Origin of the sequence: Defluviimonas sp. SAOS-178_SWC (assembly GCF_039830135.1) — a bacterium.
Taxonomy (GTDB): Bacteria; Pseudomonadota; Alphaproteobacteria; order Rhodobacterales; family Rhodobacteraceae; genus Albidovulum.
Genome location: NZ_CP156081.1, coordinates 3347848 through 3367300, shown reverse-complemented (window position 1 = coordinate 3367300; position 19453 = coordinate 3347848). Strand labels below are relative to the sequence as shown.

At 66.3% G+C, this 19453-nt stretch carries 22 protein-coding genes; 5 read left to right on the top strand and 17 right to left on the bottom strand.

All coding sequences use genetic code 11. From position 1 onward, the window contains the following. Positions 1 to 61 precede the first annotated feature (61 nt). Positions 62 to 361: a hypothetical protein gene (locus V5734_RS17365; RefSeq protein WP_347310866.1), complete on the top strand. Its 300-nt coding sequence runs from the start codon at positions 62 to 64 to the stop codon at positions 359 to 361. Positions 362 to 441: 80 nt separating this feature from the next. Here V5734_RS17365 and V5734_RS17360 read toward each other — a convergent pair whose 3' ends face one another. Continuing rightward, the gene (locus V5734_RS17360) at positions 442 to 963 is read right to left on the bottom strand and encodes a peptidoglycan-binding domain-containing protein (RefSeq protein ID WP_347310865.1); all 522 of its coding nucleotides are present in this window, start codon (positions 961 to 963) and stop codon (positions 442 to 444) included. A 139-nt stretch (positions 964 to 1102) separates the two neighbouring features. After that, a complete protein-coding gene (locus V5734_RS17355; protein ID WP_347310864.1) occupies positions 1103 to 3082 on the bottom strand; it encodes a BTAD domain-containing putative transcriptional regulator in 1980 nt (659 codons plus the stop codon). A 133-nt stretch (positions 3083 to 3215) separates the two neighbouring features. Between V5734_RS17355 and V5734_RS17350 the strand changes: the two genes are divergently transcribed. Then, complete coding sequence (locus V5734_RS17350) at positions 3216 to 3494, top strand: hypothetical protein (protein WP_347310863.1); 279 nt, start codon at positions 3216 to 3218, stop codon at positions 3492 to 3494. Here V5734_RS17350 and V5734_RS17345 read toward each other — a convergent pair. Continuing rightward, positions 3458 to 4936 carry an NAD-dependent succinate-semialdehyde dehydrogenase gene (locus V5734_RS17345; RefSeq protein WP_347310862.1) on the bottom strand — a complete coding sequence of 493 codons (1479 nt, stop codon included), beginning with the start codon at positions 4934 to 4936 and terminating at the stop codon, positions 3458 to 3460. The genes V5734_RS17350 and V5734_RS17345 overlap by 37 nt on opposite strands. A gap of 87 nt (positions 4937 to 5023) precedes the next feature. Here V5734_RS17345 and V5734_RS17340 point away from each other — a divergent pair, with 87 nt between their 5' ends. Continuing rightward, positions 5024 to 5803 (top strand): alpha/beta hydrolase, encoded by a 780-nt coding sequence (locus V5734_RS17340; protein ID WP_347310861.1) that lies wholly within the window; start codon positions 5024 to 5026, stop codon positions 5801 to 5803. 64 nt (positions 5804 to 5867) lie between these two features. Here V5734_RS17340 and V5734_RS17335 read toward each other — a convergent pair whose 3' ends face one another. From V5734_RS17335 to V5734_RS17290, 10 genes are all read right to left on the bottom strand, one after another. Beyond that, on the bottom strand, positions 5868 to 6863 hold the full coding sequence (locus V5734_RS17335) for a P1 family peptidase (protein ID WP_347310860.1): 996 nt from the start codon (positions 6861 to 6863) through the stop codon (positions 5868 to 5870). Next, positions 6863 to 7213, bottom strand: a complete 351-nt coding sequence (locus tag V5734_RS17330) for a cupin domain-containing protein (protein WP_347310859.1) — start codon at positions 7211 to 7213, stop codon at positions 6863 to 6865. Before V5734_RS17330 ends, V5734_RS17335 begins: the two co-directional genes overlap by 1 nt. 68 nt (positions 7214 to 7281) lie before the next feature. Next, the gene (locus tag V5734_RS17325; protein ID WP_347310858.1) at positions 7282 to 8019 is read right to left on the bottom strand and encodes an SDR family oxidoreductase; all 738 of its coding nucleotides are present in this window, start codon (positions 8017 to 8019) and stop codon (positions 7282 to 7284) included. Between the two features lie 45 nt (positions 8020 to 8064). Further along, positions 8065 to 8328 carry a hypothetical protein gene (locus V5734_RS17320; RefSeq protein WP_347310857.1) on the bottom strand — a complete coding sequence of 88 codons (264 nt, stop codon included), beginning with the start codon at positions 8326 to 8328 and terminating at the stop codon, positions 8065 to 8067. After that, positions 8325 to 8897 (bottom strand): hypothetical protein, encoded by a 573-nt coding sequence (locus tag V5734_RS17315; protein WP_347310856.1) that lies wholly within the window; start codon positions 8895 to 8897, stop codon positions 8325 to 8327. Before V5734_RS17315 ends, V5734_RS17320 begins: the two co-directional genes overlap by 4 nt. Before the next feature lie 6 nt (positions 8898 to 8903). Then, a complete protein-coding gene (locus tag V5734_RS17310) occupies positions 8904 to 9260 on the bottom strand; it encodes a GerW family sporulation protein (protein ID WP_347310855.1) in 357 nt (118 codons plus the stop codon). Between the two features lie 85 nt (positions 9261 to 9345). Beyond that, positions 9346 to 10800: an aldehyde dehydrogenase family protein gene (locus V5734_RS17305; protein ID WP_347310854.1), complete on the bottom strand. Its 1455-nt coding sequence runs from the start codon at positions 10798 to 10800 to the stop codon at positions 9346 to 9348. Then, a complete protein-coding gene (locus V5734_RS17300) occupies positions 10790 to 12388 on the bottom strand; it encodes an ABC transporter ATP-binding protein (protein WP_347310853.1) in 1599 nt (532 codons plus the stop codon). The genes V5734_RS17305 and V5734_RS17300 overlap by 11 nt, the downstream gene beginning before the upstream one ends. Then, positions 12385 to 13197: an ABC transporter permease gene (locus tag V5734_RS17295; RefSeq protein ID WP_347310852.1), complete on the bottom strand. Its 813-nt coding sequence runs from the start codon at positions 13195 to 13197 to the stop codon at positions 12385 to 12387. Before V5734_RS17295 ends, V5734_RS17300 begins: the two co-directional genes overlap by 4 nt. Then, the gene (locus tag V5734_RS17290) at positions 13194 to 14138 is read right to left on the bottom strand and encodes an ABC transporter permease (RefSeq protein WP_347310851.1); all 945 of its coding nucleotides are present in this window, start codon (positions 14136 to 14138) and stop codon (positions 13194 to 13196) included. Before V5734_RS17290 ends, V5734_RS17295 begins: the two co-directional genes overlap by 4 nt. Positions 14139 to 14263: 125 nt before the next feature. On the opposite strand from V5734_RS17290, the gene V5734_RS17285 reads away from it, so the two are divergent. After that, positions 14264 to 14785, top strand: a complete 522-nt coding sequence (locus V5734_RS17285; RefSeq protein ID WP_347310850.1) for a GspE/PulE family protein — start codon at positions 14264 to 14266, stop codon at positions 14783 to 14785. A gap of 35 nt (positions 14786 to 14820) precedes the next feature. Here V5734_RS17285 and V5734_RS17280 read toward each other — a convergent pair whose 3' ends face one another. The 3 genes from V5734_RS17280 to V5734_RS17270 all read right to left on the bottom strand — a co-directional run bounded on the left by V5734_RS17280 (position 14821) and on the right by V5734_RS17270 (position 16628). Then, a complete protein-coding gene (locus V5734_RS17280; protein ID WP_347310849.1) occupies positions 14821 to 15249 on the bottom strand; it encodes a hypothetical protein in 429 nt (142 codons plus the stop codon). 159 nt (positions 15250 to 15408) lie between these two features. Continuing rightward, complete coding sequence (locus V5734_RS17275; RefSeq protein ID WP_347310848.1) at positions 15409 to 16404, bottom strand: RHS repeat-associated core domain-containing protein; 996 nt, start codon at positions 16402 to 16404, stop codon at positions 15409 to 15411. An 11-nt stretch (positions 16405 to 16415) separates the two neighbouring features. Further along, positions 16416 to 16628: a hypothetical protein gene (locus V5734_RS17270; protein ID WP_347310847.1), complete on the bottom strand. Its 213-nt coding sequence runs from the start codon at positions 16626 to 16628 to the stop codon at positions 16416 to 16418. A gap of 207 nt (positions 16629 to 16835) precedes the next feature. Between V5734_RS17270 and V5734_RS17265 the strand changes: the two genes are divergently transcribed. Then, complete coding sequence (locus V5734_RS17265; protein WP_347310846.1) at positions 16836 to 17729, top strand: cytochrome c; 894 nt, start codon at positions 16836 to 16838, stop codon at positions 17727 to 17729. A 62-nt stretch (positions 17730 to 17791) separates the two neighbouring features. Here the strand turns inward: V5734_RS17265 and V5734_RS17260 are convergent, their stop codons facing one another. Further along, positions 17792 to 19453 (bottom strand): NAD+ synthase, encoded by a 1662-nt coding sequence (locus V5734_RS17260; RefSeq protein WP_347310845.1) that lies wholly within the window; start codon positions 19451 to 19453, stop codon positions 17792 to 17794.

The following is a 19453-nucleotide window of genomic DNA, read 5'->3' as shown; positions in this document are numbered from 1 at the left end:
CTGTAGGGCGTCAAAATCGAGTTGAAGGACCGTTCCGTGCAGATGTGACGAGGACTGCTTCATGAGCGCGCGCAATTTCCGAAGGAAATGGTCAGCACTGTTCATGATATTCTTACTCGCATCATGCCCGTCGCTTGCCACCGGCCAGGAACAGGGCAAAATCGTCCCGGGCGCAGACATCCTGAAGGCGCGATGCATTTTCTGTCATAGCCCGATGCTGATGTTGGCTCTGGTCCGGCGCTACACTGAAAACGCCGGATATGACGGCCTCGATGCCTTTCTGAGCAAACACCACGCGCCGGATATCGAAGGCCGGGAGGCTATCGTGACTTTCCTGTCGAAGCTTCCCCACGCCGACTGATTGCAAGCGATTGCCGGAAGGCGAGGAAGGGCCGGCCGCGGATGGACGACCGACCTTCGCCGTGGCGCAATAGGGGGGCGTCAGCCGAGCAGGGTGTCGTAGAACTCGAACGCGCCCCGCATGGTGGAGACCTGATCGGTACCGGTCGAGTCGCCGGCAATCGCCATGATGGCGCGGTAGGTCATCGGGCCGAAGGCGCCGTCGATGCTGCCGTGATAGTAGCCGGCGCCGGCAAGACGCGACTGGATGCGGCGGCGTTCTTCCTGGGTGTAGCTGTTGAACGCGCGGGCGGCGGAGGTCGTGTAGATGCCCGAGCTTTGCTCCGGCTGGTAGCGGGCCGGTTCGCGGTAGGCCGGCTCCTGGTAGACGAGTGCGCGGTAGGTGGGCGCCGGCTGCTGGTAGCGCGGCGCGACGTACTGGCGCGAAACCGTCGCCTGCTTGCGCTGCCGGTCCTTGTAGAGGAGGGTTCCGACGACGCCGGCAACGGCGAGCGCGGCGAGCGCGTTCTGCTCCTTCTCACCCCAGGCATGGGCGGGCACGGCGGCGGCCAGCGACAGGGCGGCGATGGCGGCGGTTGCGGTCTTGCGGATCGTGGGCAGCATGGGGCGTCTCCCGGTTGCGAAAATCGATGAGACGGGGATAGGGCGAGGGGCTGCCGCTAGGCAAAATCGCGCGATTGCTATCCGATAACGCGAGTTCTTTGTGGGGCATCATGCGCCCCCGCCTGCCGTGCGGCGCGTGTCATGCCTCGCTGTCCGGCGCGTAACCGGCGCGGGCCATTCCTTCACGGAAATGGTCGCGGTGGGCGTTATCCGCATAGGGAAACAGTAGTTGCCAGTAGCGGGCGTGATCCTTCGGACGGCTTGTGCGCGCCTGCGCCGCAAGCGCGGTGGTTTCCGCCCTTCTGTTCAACTGCCCGAGGGCGGCAAGAAGGACAAGCATGTTGAAGTAGCGCGGTTTCGATGAATAGCCGCGCTGGGCATGTCTCGCAGCCTCCTCGTAATGTCCCAGGTGATAGTGGGCCAGACCGATGGCCGCGTGGAAGAAGTACCCGACGGGATCGACCGGGCTAAGGCGCATCGCCGTTTCGATCGGCGGGATCGCTTCGGCGAACTTGCCAGTGAACACGCGCGACCAACCGAGCGCGTTCTGTCCCAATGCGAAGTTCACCGCGAGTTCGGTCGCGCGCTCTGCCTCGAGCACGGCTGCCGCAGGCTGCTGATCCATCAGATGAGCGAGGCACATCGCGTAGTGGGCATAGGAATCCCGGTCCTCGAGCGACACCGCATGGGTTGCGGCCTCAAGCAGGTCGCGCCGGTCCTGATCGAGATCCTGGCTGAAGCCGTGCAGGGCGCGCGCGTAGATCGAGCGGGACATGATCATGCTGGCCCGTGCCAGCATCGGGTCCAGATCGACGGCCTTCTTTTGCCATTCGATCGACTTGTCGAAATCCTCGGCCATGTTCTGGCGGTTGTGGTACCAGACGCCCCGCATGTGGCAGTCATAAGCGTCGAGGTTCACCGACGGTTTTGCGGCGGCGCGCTGGCTCTCGCCCCGCAGGATCTCGGGCTCTATGGCGCCGACAACGCGGCGGGCGATCTCCTCCTGAAGGGCGAAGATGTCCGAGATGTCCCGGTCGTAGCGTCCGCCCCAGACCTGGATGCCGGTCTCCGGCTCGACAAGCTCTCCCGTGATCCTCACGCTGGAACCGCTTCGGCGGACGCTGCCATCGAGAATGTAGCGGACACCGAGTTCGGCGGCGATGCCACGAAGATCGTCGCGGCGGTCGCGGTAGAGAAAGCTGGAATTGCGGGCGATCACGAAGAACCAGCGATACTGCGAAAGCGCGGTGACGATATCTTCGGCGATCCCTTCGGCGAAATAGTCCTCGTCCGTCTTTCCGTTCAGGTTGCGAAAGGGAAGGACGGCGATCGAGGGTTTTGTGGAAACGGGGCGTGACGTCCGTCGCGCGTCGTGGCCGGACGGTAATTCGGGTCGCGACCTCAACGTCTCGGCAAGGGCGGCCGTATCGGCGTCCGGCGCGACGTCCAGATCCGCCCTGAGCCGGTCCGCATAGGTCGCGAAGCACCTGAGCGCAGCGATCTTGTCGCCCCCCTCGGCAAGGCCATGCATGACCGCGCGCACGGCATCTGCGCTCAACGGGTCGAGGTCGAGCAGGATCTTGGCCGCGTCGAGCGTGCCGGTGTCGTCATTCCGTTCGCGCATGAGCGTCAGCAGCCGGCGGCCGGCAGTTCTTCTCCGCTCGTGCCATGCTTCCCGCTCGTCACGCAGCCAGTCTTCGAATGCGGCATCGCGGATCGACAGACCGTCGAGAAGCTCCCCGGCCGGTTGCGCGACCGCGCGGCGCAATGCCTCTGCCGTACCCGATGCCAGCAGGTCGGCAAGTTCGCGGGCGTCAACTGCGATCTGCCCGAGATCCAGGTCGACCGTGCCGTGCTGGGAATTCAGGAGTTGGGTGCCGGTATCGCCGAGGCGCGTCCTCAAATCGGCCAAGGCATGTTTCAGACTGTCCCGCGCCTGCGGGTCGGCCCGGTCGCCCCAGAGAAGCGCCATGATCCTCTCGTTCGGCAGGCGCCCCTCCGGCGCCAGGGCAAGAAGGGCGAGCAGCGCCTTCTGTTTGGCGGCGGAAATCGGGATTTCCGAGTGGTCCGTTCCGAACCGAAACGGACCCAGCAGTGTCAGCCGCAGATTCCGGGGCACGTTTCCCTGCATTATTCACCGATGTCGCGCGCGATTTCCCTTCGATTTCCCGCCGGTCTCCCCGCCGGTTCCCCGCGAGGGGCGTAGGATCGAGAAAAAGGTCCAGATCTCAATCTTATCAGGAGACAGCGTCATGAAAACGAAAATCGTTTCCCGTTCAGCCTCTGCGCCCGTTCGCACCACGCCGCTACTGCCGTGGGAAGTCGCCACGCTCGGCGCATCCACCGAAGAAGAGCCCCGGCTCATCGGCGCGCAATCGGCGGTTTATCACATCGTCATGGCGCTTTCGGCCGTGCCCGACGTGGTGCGTGCGGCCGGCGCAAAAATGAAACGCGCGGGCATGCACCCGCGCGTTCCCGGTCGTTCATCCGATGATCAGACCGACAGGCAGATGTACTTCATCTCGAGGTAATCCTCGGTGCCGTGGTGACTGCCCTCGCGGCCGAGGCCGGACTGCTTGACGCCGCCGAAGGGCGCGACCTCGGTCGAGATGAGGCCGGTGTTGACGCCGACCATGCCGTATTCCAGCGCCTCTTGGACGCGGGTGATCCGGCCGATATCCCGGGCGTAGAAGTAGGAGGCGAGCCCGAAGATCGTGTTGTTGGCAAGCGCGATCACCTCTTCCTCGGTCTCGAACTTGAAGAGGGGGGCGAGGGGGCCGAACGTCTCTTCGGTCGAGACCTTCATCTCGGGCGTTATGCCGGTGACGACGGTCGGCTCGAAGAAGGTGCCGCCAAGGGCGTGGCGCTTGCCGCCGGTCACGACATGGCCGCCGCCGGCGAGCGCGTCGGCGATATGCTCCTCGACCTTCTCGACAGCGGCCGCGTTGATCAGGGGGCCGGTGGTCACGCCGTCATCGAGGCCATCGCCGACGTTGAGCTTCTTCACCGCCGCCGCGAGCTTTTCGGCAAACGCGTCATAGACGCCGGCCTGCACGTAGATCCGGTTGGCGCAGACGCAGGTCTGGCCGTTGTTGCGAAACTTGGAGATCATCGCGCCTTCGACGGCGGCATCGAGGTCGGCGTCGTCGAAGACGATGAAGGGTGCGTTGCCGCCAAGCTCCATCGAGCATTTCATCACCTGGTCGGCGGCCTGGCGCAGAAGGATGCGCCCCACTTCGGTCGAGCCGGTGAAGGTGAGTTTCCGAACCGCGTGGTTTTCGCAGAATTCCTTGCCGATGGCCGAGGACTTGGTCGAGGTAACGACGGAAAAGAGCCCGGCCGGCACGCCCGCGCGTTCGGCCAGCACGGCCATCGCGAGCGCCGAGAGCGGCGTTTCCGCCGCCGGCCGCGCGACGAAGCCGCAACCCACCGCGAGCGCCGGCGCCACCTTCCGCGCGATCATGGCGTTCGGGAAGTTCCACGGCGTGATCGAGGCGGCCACCCCGATCGGCTGCTTGATCACGGTGATGCGCTTGTCACGCTGATGGCCGGGAATCGTCTCGCCATAGACGCGCTTGGCCTCCTCGGCGAACCATTCGACGAAGGAGGCGCCGTAGAGCACTTCGCCCTTCGCTTCGGCGAGGGGTTTGCCCATTTCCGCCGTCAGGATCGCGCCGAGGTCGTCGGCATTCGCGACCATGAGGTCATACCAGGCGCGCAGCACGGCCGCACGCTCCTTGCCGGTGCGCGCCGCCCATTCGTGGCGCGCCTTGTCGGCGGCGGCGATCGCGCGGGCGACCTCGGCGCGCGACAGGTCCGGAACGGTGCAGATCACGTCGCCCCGTGCAGGGTTGGTGACCTCGAAGACCGCGCCGTCATCGGCGTCCACCCATTGCCCCGCGACATAGGCCTGCGTTACCAGAAGCGACGGGTCTTTGAGACGCGACCTAAGGTTGGTGACGGAATCGAGCATGGGAACCCCCTGTGTTTGGCAATTTGATCAAATGCACGAGGCCGGATGCTTTGTCCAGCGCGCGCACGGAACGTGAGGATGTCACGCATGAGATATGACGAGGCCTTCGCGAATGCAAAGTATATCCCCGACGGCGACACCTATCCGCCACGCTGGTCGGCGAAAGCGGCGGCGTTCCGCGCGGCGGCGGGGGGGCGGCTCGGCCTCCGCTACGGGCCGGCGGAGGCGGAATGGTTCGACCTCTTCCTGCCTGAGGGCGATCCGGCCGGGCTCATGGTCTTCGTCCACGGCGGCTATTGGCTGGACTTTTCCCCGCGCGATTTCTCGCATCTTGCCGCGGGCGCCGTTGCGCGCGGCTGGGCCGTCGCGATGCCGGCCTACACGCTCGCGCCCGCCGCGCGGATCGCCGGTATCGTGCGGCAGGTCGCGGCGGCGGTGACGGCGGCCGCGGCCGGGATCGCGGGCCCGATCGTGATCACCGGCCATTCGGCAGGCGGGCATCTTTCCGCGCGGATGGCCTGCCCGGACACGTTGCCGGACGCGCTCGCCGGGCGCGTGGCGCGGATCGTGCCCATCTCTCCCCTCACGGATTTGAGGCCGCTCCGTGAGACCAGCATGAACGCCGACCTTCGCATCGACGCCGCCGAGGCCAGGGCCGAAAGTCCCGCGCTCCTTCCCCGCCGCGCCGGACTTCCCGTCCATGTCTGGGTGGGCGGCGGCGAGCGTCCGGCCTTCCTCGACCAGGCGCGGCGGCTCGGCAATGCCTGGGCCTGCCCGGTCACCATCGACGCGGGCAAGCATCATTTCGACGTGATCGAGGGGTTGGAGGTGGGCGAGAGCCCGCTGATGACGGCGCTCCTCGGCTGAGGCCCCGACCAGGCGGGCCGTTCGGTCTTGACGCCGTTGAGTGTCGGGATCGGCGGGCCGGTCGTCAGCCATTGCCGAAGCGCGTCCGCCAGGTTGGCGCCAGATCACCCTTCCGCGTCTCGGCCGCATGGACCGCGCGGGCGATGGCGCGGGCGAGGCAGGACGCGGCGGCATGGCCGATCAGGAACGTGTCGGTGAGGGGATCGGAAAGCCGTTTGCGTGCGGTTGCGGCGGCGAAGACCAGATCGCCGTCGATGGGCGTGTGCGAGGGCACGATGGCGCGCGCCATGCCGTCATGGGCGGCCGTCGCCATGCGCTGCGCCTGGGCCTGGCTGAGCGCGGCATCGGTGGCGACGATGGCGATCGTCGTGGCCTCTCCGGCGCGCTTCATCAGCGGCGGTTCGGCCGCGGGCGCAAAGCCGGAGGGCAGGCCAAGCCCGCCGAACTCGTCCCCGGTTTCCCACGGGGCAGCCCAGAAATGCGGCCCGTCGCCCACGGTAACCGACCCGATCGCATTGACGGCGACGAGCGCCCCGACCGTGATGCCGCTGTCGAGCACCGCCGAGGCAGAGCCGAGCCCGCCCTTCAGGTCATGCGTCTGCGCCCCGGTTCCCGCCCCCGCGGTGCCAAGCGCGAAATCGGGGCCGGCTGCCTCCAGCGCCGCCCGGCCGAGCCCCTTGTAGGGGTTTTCCCGCCAGTCCTTGGCGCCGCCGTTCAGAAGATCGAAGAGGATCGCCCCCGGCACGATCGGCACCCTCTGGTCGCCGACGGCAAAGCCGCGCCCCAGCGCGCGCAGCCCGTCGGCCACCCCCGACGCGGCATCAAGCCCGAAGGCCGAACCGCCGGACAGGACCAGCGCGTCCACCTCCTGCACCAGCTTGTCGGGGGCGAGAAGATCGGTCTCCCGCGTGCCGGGCGCGCCGCCCATGACATGGAAGGCGGCGGTGAAGGGCTTTTCGCCCAGAAGCACCGTGACGCCGGTGCGGATGCGGTGGTCCTCCGCGTGACCGACCGTCAACCCGGCGACGTCGGTGATCAGGTTCCGCGCGCCGGGCCGCATCAGATCCGGTCCTTACGCGCCGCTGTCGCCGCGTCGCCGGTATTCGGCGTTCCCGCCGGTTCGATCAGCAGGACCTTCGCCTCGCGTTCCGCCCGTGGCCGGTGGCGCACCCCCTTCGGCACGACGAATAGCTCGCCCGGCCCGAGCCGATGGCTCTGCCCCTCGACATCGAGGATCACCTCCCCCTCGATCACCAGGAAGAAATCATCGGTGTCGGGATGGTCGTGAAACGGAAACTCGCCCTGGAATTTCACCACCATGATGTCATTGCCGTTGTAGGAGGCCACCACCTTCGGATCCCAATGGGTGTCGAACAGCGACAGCTTCTGCGCGAGATTGACGACCTTCATCACCTTCGCCTTTTCATTGTAGTGCAAATACCTCGCGGGGGGGGTGGTGAAACGCCCGGATCCGCCACTCAGATGCAGCGCCCGCCATCGACCTCGAGCGCGACACCGGTGATCATCGCAGCCTCGTCCGAACAGAGGAACGCTGCGGCGTTGCCCATGTCCTCCGGCGTCGAAAACCTCCCGATGGGAATGGTCGAGAGGAATTTCGCCCGCATCTCGGGCGTGTCCTCGCCCATGAAGCTTTTCAGAAGCGGGGTTTCGCCCGCCACAGGGCAGATCGCATTGACGCGAATTCCGGCGGGCGCCAGTTCGACCGCCATCGCCTTGGTCGCGGTGATCATCCAGCCTTTCGAGGCGTTGTACCAGTTCAGGCGCGGGCGCGGGCTCAGGCCCGCCGTCGAGGCGACGTTGAGGATCGCGCCTGCGCCGCGCGCCTTCATCAGCGGTAAGAGCGCGCGCGCGGTCAGGTAGACCGACTTGCAGTTCACGGCGAAGACCCTGTCGAAATCCGCTTCGCTCACCTCTTCCATCGGCGCGGGAAGATGGGTGATGCCGGCGTTGTTGACCAGGATGTCGACGGGGCCGGTGCGCTCGGCCGCCTCGATAATCGCCGCGACGCTCTCGCCATCTGCGACGTCGCAGGGGAAGGCGGTGCCGCCGACCTCCCGCGCCACCGCCCCCGCCGCGTCCGCGTTCAGGTCGGCGACGATCACCCGCGCGCCCTCGGCCGCGAACTTCCGCGCGATTCCGGCGCCGAAGCCGGAACCCGCACCGGTGACGATGGCGGTCTTTCCTTCGAGTCGCATGATGGATCCTCCCCTGCGGCAAGCCTGCCGATAAAAGGCGGGAACTCAACCGCGAACTTCGTCCCGGCTTTCGACGATCCGGTCGCGGAGGCCGGGACACAAGGCCTCCAGATCGTCGGGTGACAGGGCACGGCCCGTGGGATCGAACGCGGCGACGGTCGTGCCGTTGTCGCAGATGACGGCAAGAGGCCGCTTCGACGCGGCAAAACCGGCGCCGCCGGGCAGCGCCCAGCCGGTCGCCTGGCTCTCGCAGAGGGCCCAGAGCCGGACCCCGCCGATGGTGAGCGGCGGATCGAGGTGCCGCGTCATCGCCGCACTCCGAAAGCAGTCCAAAAGAGGGCCGCGAGCGGTGGCAGCAGGGCCGCGGGGATGAACGAGAATGCGGCTTCCGCCCGGAGATCGACCCGGGCGCCGGCGAAATCGGGACGAAGGTCGAGCCTGACGCGGCGCGACGGAAGGGCATGGATAAGTGGCATCAGCCAGCCGAACACCTCGCCTGTATCGGCCGGGTCGCCGAAGCCGAGATCGCCGTCGATCTCGATCCGCTCGACATGCACTTTGCGGATCATGCGACCGAGTGCCCGGGGGGCCGCCTTGACAAGCCGGCCGGCCGCAGCTCCGCCGTATTTCCGAGCCCGTGCCGGGCGGCGCTTCGGTCGCCGGTGCCAACGCCCGGGCTCGGACTCGGGGCTGCGGCACGGACGCTTGATGCGGATTGGCGGCGCCAGCCCGGCGAGAAGCCGGATCTCGGCCCCCGCTGTCACCGGAGCGCCAGAGGCCAGCCGCAGCGAGAAATGAACCGGCAACACCAGCACCACGATCATCAGACCGATCGCCGTCGCCAGCGCCCACAGAAGGACGGCAAACACCGTTGCCATCGGAGGTCAGCCGCCGGCCTTGGACGCCGCCACGCCAACGGCCTTGTCGAGTGCCTTCGCCGCGACCTCGCCGAGCATCTGCGCGACGGTCGAGATCGCGCCGTGGATGCCGACGACCCGTGCCCCGTCCTTGTCGACGATGATCGCGCCGAGCGGCTTGATCCCGCCGCCGCCGCCGGTTCCTCCGCCCTCGCTCTTCTTCGCGTCCGCGCCGCCCCCGGCCCCGAAGGCGAAGCCGTAGCTGACGATCGGGATAATGGTCGCGCCGTCGCATTCAATCGGGTCGCCGAGGACGTTCTTGGCGTTCAGGAGCTTTTCCAGTTCTTCCACCGTGCCTTTGAGAAGGCGTTCGACATTCTCCATCCTGCGGTCCTTTTGACGTTGTTTCACCCGTGCGACAGGCTACGCGCGGCGCCACCAGAAGCCTTGATCGCCGTCAAAGCCCTGCTTAGCCGTGCCGTGCCGCGACGGTTTTCAGGACCGAAAAGCCATAAAGCGCCTCGAATCCCTTCTCGCGCCCGTGCCCGGACTTGCCGACCCCGCCGAAGGGAAGCTCGACCCCGCCGCCGGCGCCGTAGTTGTTGACGAAGACCTGCCCGGCCCGCAGCCGTTTGGCGAGCCGCATCTGGCGGGCGCCGTTCTCGCTCCAGACCGAGGCGACGAGGCCGTAATCGGTGCCGTTGGCGATGGCCACTGCCTCGTCCTCACCATCGAAGGGGATCACCACCTGCGCCGGGCCGAAGATTTCGTCCCGCGACAGCGGATGGTCGGGGCCGGGGCCGGCGAGGAGGGTCGGGGCGACGTAGTGGCCGCCGGCCGGCGCATCGGCGGCAATCGTGCCGTGCGCCGCAACCGAGCCGTCGGGCGCCATGGCGAGGAATCCCTCGACGATCTCCTTCTGGCGGGCGGAGATGAGCGGGCCGATGTCGAGATCGTCCATCGCCCGCCCGACCTTCAGGGTGCGATAACGTTCGGCCATGCGCTCCACGACCTCGTCGTAGCGGCTGCGTTCGACAAGAATGCGCGAGGAGGCGGAGCAGGTCTGGCCGGCATTCTGGATGCCGGCACTCACCAGGAAGGGCAGCGCTGCGTCGAGATCGGCGTCGGCGAAGACGACCTGGGGCGACTTGCCCCCAAGCTCCAGCGTCACCGGCACGACGTTGCGGGCCGCCGCCGCCTGGATCAGGCTGCCGACGGCGACCGAGCCGGTGAAGCTGAGATGATGGACGCCGGGATGCTGGCTCAGGGCCGCACCCGCTTCCTCGCCGAGGCCGGGAACGACGTTGAGCGCCCCGGCCGGAAGCCCGGCCTCGGTCGCTATCCGGGCGAAGGCGAGGGCGGTGAGCGAGGCTTCCTCGGCCGGTTTGAGGACACAGGCATTGCCCATCGCGAGCGCCGCGCCGACCGAGCGGCCGACGATCTGCATCGGATAGTTCCAGGGCACGATATGTCCCGTCACCCCGTGCGGCTCGCGCAGCGTGTAAACGGTGTAGCCGTCGAGATAGGGGATCGTCTCGCCCATCAGCTTGTCGGCGGCCCCGCCGTAGAATTCCATGTAGCGGGCGAGGGCGAGCGCGTCGGCCTTCGCCTGCTTCAGGGGCTTGCCGACATCGGTCGCCTCGAGCACGGCGAGGTCGTCGGCGCGGGCGAGGACCATCTGCCCGATCCGCGCGAGGATCCGTCCGCGTTCGGCTGCCGTCATCCGCCCCCACGCGCCGGCACGGGCGGCCTCTGCTGCCGCGACCGCCTCGTCGATGTCGGCGGCCCCGCCCCGGGCGACCAGCCCGATCTCGGACCCCGTCGAGGGGTCCTCGATCGGCAGGCGGGCGTCGCTGGCGCTTGCCCGCCAGCGGCCCCCGATCAGCGTTTCGGCGGGGTCGAACCAGAGCCGGTCAATCTGCATGGGTCTCTTCCTTCCAGTCGGCGGGGATCACCGGCGTCGCGGCGATGAGCTTTCGGGTATAGGGATGGCGGGGATTTGCGAAGACCGTCTCGGTCGCGCCTTCCTCGACGATCCTGCCCGCCTGCATCACCATCACCCGGTCGGTGATCGAGCGCACCACGGAGAGGTCGTGGCTGACGAACAGGTAGGCAAGTCCGTGGCTTTCCTGAAGCCGCGCGAGAAGATCGAGGATCTGCGCGCGGACCCGGACGTCGAGGGCGGAGACCGCCTCGTCGAGGACGATGAGGTCGGGCCGTATGATCAGCGCCCTTGCGATGGCGATGCGCTGGCGCTGGCCGCCGGAGAACTCGTGGATATATTTCCGCCGGTCTTCGGCTTTCAGGCCGACCTCTTCGAGGGCGGCCGCGACGCGCGCCTCCGCGTCCGGCGGCGTGCCGGTCAGGTGGAAGGGTTCGGCGACAAGCCGGCCGACAAGGTGGCGCGGATTGAAGCTGCCATAGGGATCCTGGAACACCACCTGCATCCGGGCGCGAAGCGCGCGCGGCATCGTGTGCCCGGCGGTCACCTCGCCCCCGTCGAGGCGGATCGCGCCCGATTGCAGGGGGTCGAGGCCGAGGATCGCGCGGGTCAGCGTGGACTTGCCGCAGCCGCTTTCGCCGACAAGGCCGAGGCTTTCGCCCTTGGCGATGGTGAGCGACACGCCGTCCACCGCACGCAGGACCGGGTGCGGCGCGAGGGGGGAAGGGCGCGGCAGAAGGTAGTCGCGCGTCGCCGCGTCCACCTCGAGGAGCGGTTCGGGACGGGCCCGGGGTCGCCGCTCGGGGCGGTGCTCGGAGGCGGCGAAGAGGCGGCGGGTGTAGTCGTGGCTGCGGGCGCGGAAGAGGGGTTCGGTCTCTCCCTGTTCGACGATCCGGCCCTGTTGCATCACCGCCGTATGCGTGGTCCGCCCGGCGACGACGGCGAGGTCATGGGTGATGAGGAGAAGCGCCATCTCCTCCTCCCGGGTGAGACCCGCGAGGAGGTCGAGGATCTGGGCCTGTGTGGTCACGTCAAGCGCCGTGGTCGGTTCGTCGGCGATGAGAAGCCTGGGGCGGAGCGCGATGGCCATCGCGATGGCGACGCGCTGGCGCTGGCCGCCCGACAGCTCATGCGGATAGAGAGAGAGGGGGAAGCGGTCCTCCGGCAACCCGACGCGGGCGAGCATTTCCCGTGCAACCGCGCGGGCGTCGCCGCGCGAGGCGGCGCGGTGGATGAGCAGCGTTTCGGCGACCTGATCGCCGATCGTCTTCATCGGGTTGAGCGCCGTCATCGGCTCCTGAAAGATCATGCCGATCTCGTTGCCGCGAAGCCGCGTCAGGGCGCGTTCGGGAAGGCCGAGGAGGTCGTTCCCGAGAAACGCCGCCTTGCCGGAGGTCGCGGCCCCGTGCGGCAGGAGGCCCATCAGCGCGAGGGCCGTCATCGACTTGCCGGACCCGCTTTCGCCGACAAGGCCGAAGGTCTCGCCGGGGGCGATGTCGAAGGAAACGTCGGAGAGGATCGGCGCCCCGTGGATCGCAAGCGAGAGGTCGCGGACCGCAAGAAGGCTCATCTCGCGCGCCTCAGCCTTGGGTCGAGATGATCGCGCAAGCCGTCGCCGAGCAGGTTGAGCCCGAGGACGGTGAAGACGATGGCGAGGCCTGGGAAGATCGCGACATGAGGCGCGAGCGTCACCATCGTCTGCGCCTCGGCCAGCATGCGCCCCCAAGAGGGCGTCGGCGGTTGCGCGCCGAGGCCGACATAGCTGAGCCCCGCCTCGGCCAGGATGCCGAGGCTGAACTGGATCGTGCCCTGCACGATGAGGAGGTTCGCGATATTGGGCAGGATATGCTCGGCGGAAATGCGGGCGCGGCCCTTGCCCGCGACCTCGGCCGCGCGGATGAAGTCGAGCGTCCAGAGCGAGAGCGCGCCGCCGCGTGTAACCCGTGCGAAGACCGGGATGTTGAAGACGCCGATGGCAAGGATCGCGTTCAGGGCGGAGGGTCCGAAGACCGCCGTGATGAGGATGGCGATGACCAGCGACGGAAAGGCGAAGATGAGGTCGTTGCCGCGCATCACCACCTCGTCTGTAAGGCTGCCGCGCCGGGCCGCCGCGAGAAGGCCGAGAGGCACGCCGAGCCCCATGCCGATGCCGACCGCGACAAGCGCTACCGCGATCGAGGTCTGAGCGCCCGCCATCAGCATCGAGCCGATGTCCCGGCCGAAATGGTCGGTCCCGAGCCAGTGCGCCGCCGAGGGCGGTCTCAGCTTCTCGGCGATGGCGAGGGCGGTGACGTCATAGGGCGTCCAGAACAGCGAGATCGCGGCGGCGATGAGGGCCGTGGCCGACAGGATCAGACCGAGGAGGAGCGGCACCCTCATACCCGTTTCCTCAGCCTGGGGTCGATGGCCGCATAGGCGAGGTCAGTCAGGAAGGTCACGAGGATCACCGCGAAGACGAGGATCATCACGACGCTCTCGACGACGATGAGGTCGCGCTGGGTGATCGCCTGGAAGATCAACCGCCCAAGCCCCGGAAGATAAAAGACATTCTCGATGATGATCGCTCCGGCGAGGAGGAAGGAGAACTGCATGCCGAGGATGGTCAGCACCGGGATCATGGCATTGCGCAGCGCATGCCGCAGGATCGTCTGGCCGCGCGTCAGGCCCTTGGCGCGGGCCGTGCGGATATAGTCCTGGCCGAGCGTCTCGATCAGCGCCGACCGCAGCACCCGGGCGAGGATCGCCGCCTGCGGGAGCGCGAGGGCGACGGCGGGGAGCGTGAGGGCGCGAAGGCCGGCGCCGATGCTGTCCCAGCCGGGAAAGCCGCCGGCGGGAAAGACCTGCCAGTGAAGCGCGAAGGCGAGGACGAGCAGCATCGCGAACCAGAAATTCGGCAGCGCGATGCCGACCTGCGTCGCCCCCATCACCGCCGCATCCGCCACCCGGCCCCGGCGGGCGGCGGCGACAAGGCCGGCCGGGAAGGCGATAATCGTCGCCAGAACAAGGGCATAGATGGCGAGCGGCAGCGAGACCACGAGCCGCTGGGCGATAAGGTCGGAGACCGGCACCTTGTAGGTGTACGACAGGCCGAAATCGCCCCGCGCCATGCCGGCGACCCAGCTGAGATACCGGACCGGCACCGCCTCGTTCAGCCCAAGCTGGTCCCGCAGCGCCGCCACCGTTTCCGGCTGGGCGTTGAGGCCGAGCATGTACGAGGCGGGATCGCCGGGCACGACCTCGATCACCGCGAAGATCACGAGGCTCGCGACGAGAAGGCTCAGGACGAGCGAGATCAGGCGTCTGAGGAGATAGCGTGTCATCCGGCCCCTTCCTGAGAGCGAGGCTAGGAGGAAGCCGGCCGGCGGTCCAGAGGCGGCGTATCCGTCGCGTCGTTTCCGCGTAGGGTGCGCGTAGTTTTTCCGTAGCTACAGATGGGGATACAAAGATGCCGACCGGATCGGGCAAGACAACGACGCTCAAAACCACGCTGTCGCACCTCAACACGAAGGCGCGGAAGGTCGTAACGGTGGAGGACCCGGTCGAATACTCCCTGCCCGGCATCCAGCAGGTGCAGGTGCATGAGGCGATCGGACTGAGCTTCGCGCGGGTGCTGCGCGGGGTGCTGCGGCACGATCCGAACGTGATCCTGGTGGGCGAGATCCGGGATGAGGAGACGGCGGAGATCGCATGTAGGGCCGCGCAGGTCGGGCGCATGGTGCTCTCGACGCTCCACACCAATTCGGCGGAGGGGGCGGTGACGCGGCTGGTCGATCTTGGCGTGCCGGACTTCGTGGTGCGGGAGGTGCTGCGCGGCGTTCTGGCGCAGGATCTGGTCGGGGTTTGGTGCCGGAGGTGTCAGGACGAGGGCTGTGCGAAATGTGCCGGGCGGGGACGCGAGGGGGCGCCGGTGGGGCGGAGGCTGAGGGTGGAACTGAAGGTGGGTGCGCAATTTATGCGCAAATTGTGAGCGCAATCTGAAATACTTTTCCGTTTGACATTTGTCTATGGATCTAGCCCGCCGCCGTTAGACTTGGAGAGTCTCAAAATTTCTCGGGAGAGAAATGTCTTTAAGTCGGGCCATTGTCTCGTTTTCTCCCCACTGTCGCGTTCAACTTCTTCAATTCGTCCGTCTGGATATTGCACGATATGATACTCTCCATCATTCGCGATCGAGCCAACCACTAACCGCCCTCTTTGCAGCCCGAGTTGGAAAAAATCCTCGTTGTGTTCGAAAATATCAAAAACAAAATACGGCACATTACCTTTCTTAAATGGAACACGGACTCCATAAAGCGTTAGGCCGCCGAAGAACAAGTCACATCCATTGAGTGATTTCAAGCTGTCAAAATACGGGAAGCTCGAAATTGTTGGGAATCTTTCCCGTAAATTTTCCAATTGCGAGACTCCGCAAGGGGCAAACAAAATATGCATCCATCTTTTCTCACCGAATGAGTTCCCTCTCCCAATAGTAGTGGATCCGTCGTCGTAGCGAAGTAGTTCCAATTGGTTTTTTGCACATAGAAGATTTTCTAGATCGTATATCGTCATCGACACACCCACAGTTTATTTAGAGGCGCCAAACCTGATTACTTAGCTGCACATCTTCCGATCGGGACAGTACATTTGGCGATAGATTGCATCGCCGAGAAACATATCAATGAACATCATCTGCGGAGGTTCGAGAAATTCAATTACACTTGCTCCGAGGCTTGAGTCAGAAGCGTTTTCTGCTGCCGTAGCCGCATCCCTCATGACGTCATCGAACGTTAGATCGGAGGCCGCCGCCCCTGGCATCTTCTCTCCGGTGGCTGCTTCATAGACTTCCCCGCGGTTAATCATCTCGCCGCTGGTTTCAAGGTTGTAGCCTCCGGGATGCGCACCCCTATGTTCACAAACATTGCAGAATCGGATATTGTCCGCCATTCCAGCTAGCTCTGGGTTGTGTGCGACGTTGTTGATATGATGCCCTTGATACCCGGAAACTTGCCCTTTCGAGAGAAGCTCCTCAATCTCCTTCTTTGTCCATTTCCTCGTACCACGGCCAGTCCGCTTGACAAGTTCAGCTTCTTGGCGCCACGCTTCCTTAACCGCATTGTCTCGAAGAACCCTCATACCTTTTTCTATGACGGCCTTAGATGCTGCCTCGGATGCGGCATTTCTCGTTAGATTAGATCCGCCTCCGAACAGTCTGTCTAGAAGCCTACCTACCATTGTACTCTTGGCGTGCCCCCCCGGATCCCGTCCATTCACCGGATCCCCGAAGCTGTAGCTGTACCTGTTCGTCCCGACCCCCGGCTTTGTGACCTCCCACCAGTCTGGCTGTATGAACATGGCGAGTTTGGGGTCGTAGTAGCGTGCGTTGAGGTACTGGAGCCCCGATGTGTCGTCGAAGCGTTCGCCGATGAAGCCCTTGGTCTCGGGCAGGCCGACCGCGGTGACGGGGGTCAGGGGGGTCTCCTCGCCGAAGGGGCGGTAGGCGGTGCGTTCGGTGACCTCGCCGTTCTCGTCGGTGACGGCGCGGGCCGTCCCGGCCCGTCGCCTTCGCTCCGGGCGTTCGGCGCTGGCGTTCCTCCACCGGACGATCACCCGGGCGCGCCTCACCCAAGGCCGTCGAGGTGGAGCGTGTTCACCTTGGTGGTGACCGTGCTGCCGCTCCTGGTCTTGACGATCCGGATGTTCGGATGCGGATAGGGCAGGATCTCCTCGGCTTTGCCCTGCCCGCCGTTCGTGCGGCGGGGCGACTGGTGTGCAGCAGTGCCATGTCTGCGCCTTTCTTCCGGTGCGATGCGCGTCCCGCAGTGGTCGCGCACCCGCTAGTTGCATTTTCGGCCGCGACCCAAAGACCGTTTTGCGCGCGACGGAAACGGGCGTAAATGGGCTTGGGCGTCAGACCTGATCCGTCTTCGAGCCAGCAAGCGAACACCAGTACAGTTCCAGTGTCCACAAGCATCAGTCTCCCGTCTCCCTGACCGTTCAGGTCGCATGTCCAAAACGAGACAGCCCAGGGAGGGAACGTAATGTCTGTGTATTCCGTGGCCGCGGCATCCGCTGCGGCGCTACTCGCGCTTGGCCTGCCGGTCCGGGCCCAGGACGAGGCTTTGGTCAAGAGGGGCGAGTACCTCGTCAACGGGCCGGCGGCCTGTTCGAACTGTCATGCGACGCGCAATCCCGATTTCACGATCCCTGCGGGCATGGAATTCGCGGGCGGGTTCCACATCGTCGACCCGGCCTTCGACGTCTATACCGCCAACATCACGCCCGACACCGAAACCGGCATCGGCGACTGGACGGACGACCAGATCATCAAGGCCATCCGCGAAGGCGTCGATCCCGAGGGCAAGGTGATCTTTCCGCCGATGCCGGTTCCGACCTACAACAACATGTCCGACGACGATGTGAAGGCGATCGTCGCCTATCTGCGGACGCTCCCGGCCGTGAACCACGAGGTCGGCGAATCGACCTGGAACATCCCGCTGCAGGCGATGCCGCCCGCCAAGGGGGCGCCGGCGCCGTCCGCCGACGATCCGGTCGCCTATGGCGGCTATCTCGTGGAGGCCGTCGCCCATTGCTTCGAATGCCACACGCCGATGGGGCCGACCGGACCCGACCTGGCCAGGCTGGGGGCGGGCGGCATGCTCATCACTCTCGCGCCCGGCGTGACCGCGACGACGCCCAACATCACGCCCGACCCCGAGACCGGGATCGGCGGATGGTCGGATGACGAGATCCGCAACGCCATCATTAGCGGTGTCAGGCCCGATGGCGGCCATGTCTCGCCGCCGATGCCGGTCCAGTGGTTCGCCAACATGACGCAAGGGGACCTCGACGCGGTGGTGGCGTTCCTGAAAACGATCCCGGCCGTGTCGAACAAGGTCGAGCGGACCGATTTCCAGAAAGCCAACTTCCCGTGAGCCGACCGCCGGCCCCCCGCGCGGCTGCGGGGGGCGGCCCGGGACGCGGCGCGTGAGGCGACTCAGCCTTGGTCGCGCCAGCGGTTGACGATCGGATAGCGGCGGTCGAGCCAGAAGGCCTTCTGGGTCAGGCGCGGGCCCGGCGCCGACTGGAAGCGCTTGTATTCGCTGATGTAGATCAGGTGCTCGACCTTCTTGACGGTGGCCTTGTCGAACCCCGCCGCGACGATCTCGGCCACCGACTGCTCGCCCTCGATCAGCCGTTCGAGGATCGCGTCGAGGACGGCGTAGGGCGGCAGGCTGTCCTCGTCCTTCTGGTCGGCGCGCAGTTCCGCGGACGGCGCCTTGTCGATCACCCGGACCGGGATCACCTCGCCCTCGGGGCCCTTCATCCACGCGCGGTGGGTTTCGTTGCGCCAGCGGCAGGTCTGGAAGACCCGCATCTTGTAGAGGTCTTTCAGCGGGTTGTAGCCGCCCGCCATGTCGCCGTAGATCGTGGCGTAGCCGACCGCGACCTCGGACTTGTTGCCGGTGGTCAGCAGCATCTCGCCGAACTTGTTCGAGAGCGCCATCAGCATGAGGCCGCGCAGGCGCGACTGGATGTTCTCTTCGGCGATGCCGGACGCGGTTCCTTCAAAGAGTGGCGCCAGCGCGCTTTCGACCGCGTCGCGCGCGCCGTCGATGGGCACGGTGTCGAGCCGGCAGCCGAGCGCTTGCGCCACGGCCTTGGCATCCTCGAGCGAATGGACAGAGGTGTATTCCGACGGCAGCATGACGCAGCGCACGTTCTCCGGCCCGAGCGCGTCGGCGGCAATAACGGCGACCAGCGCGGAATCGACCCCGCCCGAGAGGCCGAGCAGCACCTTGCCAAAGCCGGTCTTGCCGCAATAGTCGCGCAAGGCGACGACCATCGCGTGGTAGTCCTGTTCCCATTCGTCGGGGAGTGGTTCGAGTTCGGTCCGCACCGCGCGCCAGCCCTGCTCGTGGCGCTCGAAGTCGACATGGGTCACGCATTCGGCGAAGGGCGGCATCTGCACCGCGAGGTCGGCGCCGGGATTGAGCACGAAACTCGCCCCGTCGAAGACCTGGTCGTCCTGCGCCCCGACCATGTTGAGATAGATGAGCGGCAGCCGCGTCTCGATCACGCGGGAGACCATCAGGTTCACCCGCCGGTCGTACTTGTTGCGGTAGTAGGGCGAGCCGTTTGGGACGAGAAGGATCTCCGCCCCGGTCTCGGCGAGGGTTTCGGTCACATCGTCGTACCAGGCATCCTCGCAGATCGGCGTACCGATGCGGACGGGTCCGATGGCATAGGGGCCGCTGACGGGGGCGGAGACGAACACCCGCTCCTCGTCGAAGACGGTATCGTTCGGGAGATGGTGTTTCAGGACGCGCGCGACGACCTTGCCGCCCTTCAGCACCCAGTAGGCGTTGTAAAGCTGCCCCGACGCGTCGCGCCAGGGGCCGCCGATGCCAAGCGCGGGTCCGTCGGCGCAATCCGCCGCGAGTGCCTCGATCGCCGCCATCGCATCAGCGACGAAGGCGGGCTTCATGATCAGGTCCTGGGTCTGGTAGCCGGTCACGAACATTTCGGTCAGCGCCACCATGTCGGCACCGGCCGCCTTGCCCTCAGCCCACACCTCGCGGGCTTTCGCCGCGTTCGCCGAAAGCGCCCCCACGGTCGGGTTAAGCTGTGCCAGTGTCAGGCGAAATCTTCCGGACAT